Origin of the sequence: Nioella ostreopsis, assembly GCF_004000255.1 — a bacterium.
In the GTDB taxonomy this organism is placed as follows: domain Bacteria; phylum Pseudomonadota; class Alphaproteobacteria; order Rhodobacterales; family Rhodobacteraceae; genus Nioella; species Nioella ostreopsis.
In genome coordinates this window covers 1-3,721 of sequence record NZ_RCIQ01000058.1, presented here as the reverse complement: position 1 = coordinate 3,721, position 3,721 = coordinate 1, and the positions used below count along the sequence as shown (strand labels likewise).

At 51.4% G+C, this 3,721-nt stretch carries 4 protein-coding genes; all 4 read left to right on the top strand.

Annotation, left to right across the window (positions count from 1 at the left end; all coding sequences use genetic code 11):
• The first annotated feature begins 981 nt into the window (after positions 1 to 981).
• Positions 982 to 1,737, top strand: a complete 756-nt coding sequence (locus EP237_RS22725) for a Hint domain-containing protein (protein ID WP_476703640.1) — start codon at positions 982 to 984, stop codon at positions 1,735 to 1,737.
• 412 nt (positions 1,738 to 2,149) lie between these two features.
• Positions 2,150 to 2,977, top strand: coding sequence for a sulfotransferase family protein (locus EP237_RS22715; protein ID WP_127563089.1), 828 nt, complete (start codon positions 2,150 to 2,152; stop codon positions 2,975 to 2,977).
• Positions 2,978 to 3,001: 24 nt separating this feature from the next.
• On the top strand, positions 3,002 to 3,433 hold the full coding sequence (locus EP237_RS22710; protein WP_164744816.1) for a tetratricopeptide repeat protein: 432 nt from the start codon (positions 3,002 to 3,004) through the stop codon (positions 3,431 to 3,433).
• Positions 3,417 to 3,721 (top strand): hypothetical protein (locus tag EP237_RS22705; RefSeq protein ID WP_206052351.1); only part of this gene is annotated, 305 nt, incomplete at its 3' end. The genes EP237_RS22710 and EP237_RS22705, both read left to right, overlap by 17 nt.

The following is a 3,721-nucleotide window of genomic DNA, read 5'->3' as shown; positions in this document are numbered from 1 at the left end:
TGTGAGAGTTCTGCAACAACGCCTCCGCTATGGAATCCAGTTGGAAAGACTTATTTGATACAGATATCGGGATTGATGAAGAATAAGATAAGGTGGTTGGATTGCGTTCGGGAATCCTTTCACCCGATATAAATCCCGTCGTTGGGAGCAGATTGATGGTGGATTCACCAAAATCGACCAGCGCCTATTATATATAGTAAGGTTATGTCGATTATGGTGTTTTGAAATGTATTGGGACAGGCATCTTGGGCAAAAGGTGACGAGATTTTTGAGATATTGGTAATGGCTGGCCAAGCATCCAATGCGAAGATTGTGATGTTTCCCTATCGTTTTGAAGTTCATTGGCAACCGTTCACCCGCTTTATATAGTTAACTACAAAAAAGTAGGGTCTTCGATAGTGAAGAAGATAACCCCCGAGGATGGTGCGCGAGGAACGATTCGACCAAGTATCTGTGGGTGCAATCTAAAGAATAATGATTATACTTTAGAGCATGACTCATTTCTATCTGCTAGCTGCAAAATGCGCTGTCAAGAAGATTTGCAATGCAGGTGGTTTCAAAATAAATATAACAAAATCAGCACGTTGCGAGAGATCAGGTGGTAAGGGTTCCACTTGGATAGTATGAGGGGCCATCGTCTAGACGGGCCGGGGCGGAGGCTGTAAAGAGAAAAATGAAGGTAAGGAGGATAAAGTGGCATCTGCAACGTTCACGTATAACTTTGGTTTGAATAGTGCAAGCGGCCCAGTGAAAAGCGGGCACGACTATGGCAGCTATTCGGTTTTTGACACGGAAGATGGAAGCGACAATGGCACAACTGCGATTGGAGATTTGTTGTCCGTCAACACCACCGACGGCTACTCTTCCTCTACTAATGCCAGATTGGTGGCAACGACTACGAACGGTGTTGTCGTGTATAACATAGAGTACTCTGGGTATTACCTTTACACGAATGCTCCTTACGCCGCCAATGCCTCACTCATGGGTTACAACACTTCCGACCCCTTCGTTTACTGCTTCCTCTCAGGTACGATGATCGCGACTCCGCGTGGTGACGTGCCCGTTNCGATGATCGCGACTCCGCGTGGTGACGTGCCCGTTGAGTATCTGAACATCGGGGATGAGGTGACAACCACAGACGGACGTGTCGTGCCGGTCAAATGGGTTGGTGTGCAGCATCTCAAGAACAATATGTTTACCCACCATAGCAAAGCGCCGGTGTGCATCGCTGCGGGCGCGCTTGGAAACGGGTTGCCGAATGATGATCTCTACATCTCGGCGGACCATGGGCTGATCATCGACGGCTTGGTGGTCAATGCCGGTGCATTGGTGAACCACACCACGATCCGCTTTGTGCCCATGGCGGAAATGCCTGCGGAGTTCACCTACTACCATATCGAAACAGAAGCTCATGACGAGATTCTGGCAAACGGCGCCCCGGCTGAAACGTTCATCGACTATGTCGGTCGCAAGGACTTCGATAACTATCAGGAATATATCGATCTTTACGGTTGCGAACGGATCATCCCCGAGATGGACCGGATGCGGGTCTCGTCGCAGCGTCAGTTGCCTGAGAGCTTCTTTGAACGGTTCAACATCACCCACTATGATGATCAGGTCGCGGCAGAACTTGAGAAGCTTGAAGCCCGGTTGGCAAGTGATACCGAAGAGACCGACTGGGATGCACTTTTGGCCGATCCAGAAACCCGGATTGTTGCCAAACGTAACGCAGCCTGAGGGTCGAAACAGTTGNGCTCATGACGAGATTCTGGCAAACGGTGCCCCGGCTGAAACGTTCATCGATTACGTCGGTCGCAAGGACTTCGATAACTATCAGGAATATATCGATCTTTACGGTTGCGAACGGATCATCCCCGAGATGGACCGGATGAGGGTCTCGTCACAGCGTCAGTTGCCTGAGAGCTTCTTTGAACGGTTCAACATCACCCACTATGACGATCAGGTCGCAGCAGAACTCGAGAAGCTTGAAGCCCGGTTGGCAAGTGATACCGAAGAGACCGACTGGGATGCACTTCTGGCAAATCCAGAAACCCGGATTGTTGCCAAACGTAACGCAGCCTGAGCGTCAGATCACTTTGTCTTGGGGGTCGCTGTGCAAGCGGCCCCTTGCAATTATGGGTACTTATCCATGAATCGGAAGTTCCATTTTATCTCTGGTCTGCCGCGGTCAGGATCGACGATGACTGCGGCTGTTCTTCGCCAAAACCCGGCGTTTCATGCCGCGATGTCGGGGCCTATCGCGGGCCTGTTCGAAGGGATGATTGCTCAGGTTTCAGCCGGTTCCGAAATGGCCTCGATGGTGAGCTACGACCAAAGGCGCAGGCTGCTGAAAGGTTTGTTCGAAAGCTACTATGCGGACCACCCGGAGAGTGTGATTTTCGATACAAATCGGTCTTGGACAACAAAATTTGCAGCGATCTTGACCGTCTTTCCTGAGGCAAAGGTGATTTGCCTCGTCCGCGATGTTGCCTGGATCATGGATTCCATGGAGAGAAAGTTCCGTCAGAACCCGTTTGAACATACGCGGATCTTTGGCAACCCGCAGCAGCGCGCGACGGTCTATTCTCGAGTGGAAGCATTGTCGGGGCCAAACAGCCTTGTTGGGTTTCCTTGGAATGCTTTGAAAGAAGCTTGCTATTCGGAGTATGCGGACCGACTTATGCTTGTGGATTACGATGTCTTGGTGCGCCGACCGAAGGAAGTGTTTGATTTGATCTACGATTTCATTGGCGAAGAGCACTTTGCCCATGACTTCTCAAAGGTTGAATATGATGCGCCGGAGTTTGATGCGCAACTTGGTATGGATGGATTGCATCGGGTACATAGCGTGGTAGAGCCGCGCGAGCGTAAAACTGTGCTCCCCCCAGATTTATTCCGACGTTTCAGCTCTATGTCATTCTGGCGTCACCTGACGGATTCGCCAGTCGTAAGAGTTGTTCCTGAGTTGAAGAAGTAACTCCTGAAAAATGATAAACTTGGTGTGCTAGTGGATCGTCGAGCTGTCGTTGATCAAATCAACAATTACCTAAAGCAGAAGAACTTTGCCGCCGCCCTTTCCTGTGTGGACGAAGCACTTGAACGTCTTCCCGATGATCTGCCGTTAAAGATCAGAAGGGGCGTGATCCTGCGCCAGCTTTCCCGTCTGGATGAGAGCGTTGCGCTGCTGAGGGATTTTGTTGCGGCACACCCGCAGGACCTTCAGGCCAAGCATGAACTTGCCGTGTCCCTGAGACTTATTGGCGAATATACCCAGAGCCTCGCGCTAAGCGATGCGATCCTGCAGATCAATCCACTGCATCGCCCATCGCTGTTTGGCCGGATCGATACCAACGCCCATGCGCAGGACTTTGTTGCCGCCCTTACGTGCTTGGNACTTTGCCGCCGCCCTTTCCTGTGTGGACGAAGCACTTGAACGTCTTCCCGATGATCTGCCGTTAAAGATCAGAAGGGGCGTGATCCTGCGCCAGCTTTCCCGTCTGGATGAGAGCGTTGCGCTGCTGAGGGATTTTGTTGCGGCACACCCGCAGGACCTTCAGGCCAAGCATGAACTTGCCGTGTCCCTGAGGCTTATTGGCGAATATACCCAGAGCCTCGCGCTAAGCGATGCGATCCTGCAGATCAATCCGCTGCATCGCCCATCGCTTATGGCGCAGATCGATACCAATACCCATGCGCAGAACTTTGCCGCCGCCCTTTCCTG

Coding starts and splice junctions, on each gene's coding strand:
- EP237_RS22715 (WP_127563089.1), top strand. CDS start 2,150: ATGAATCGGAAGTTCCATTTTATCTCTGGTCTGCCGCGGTCAGGATCG.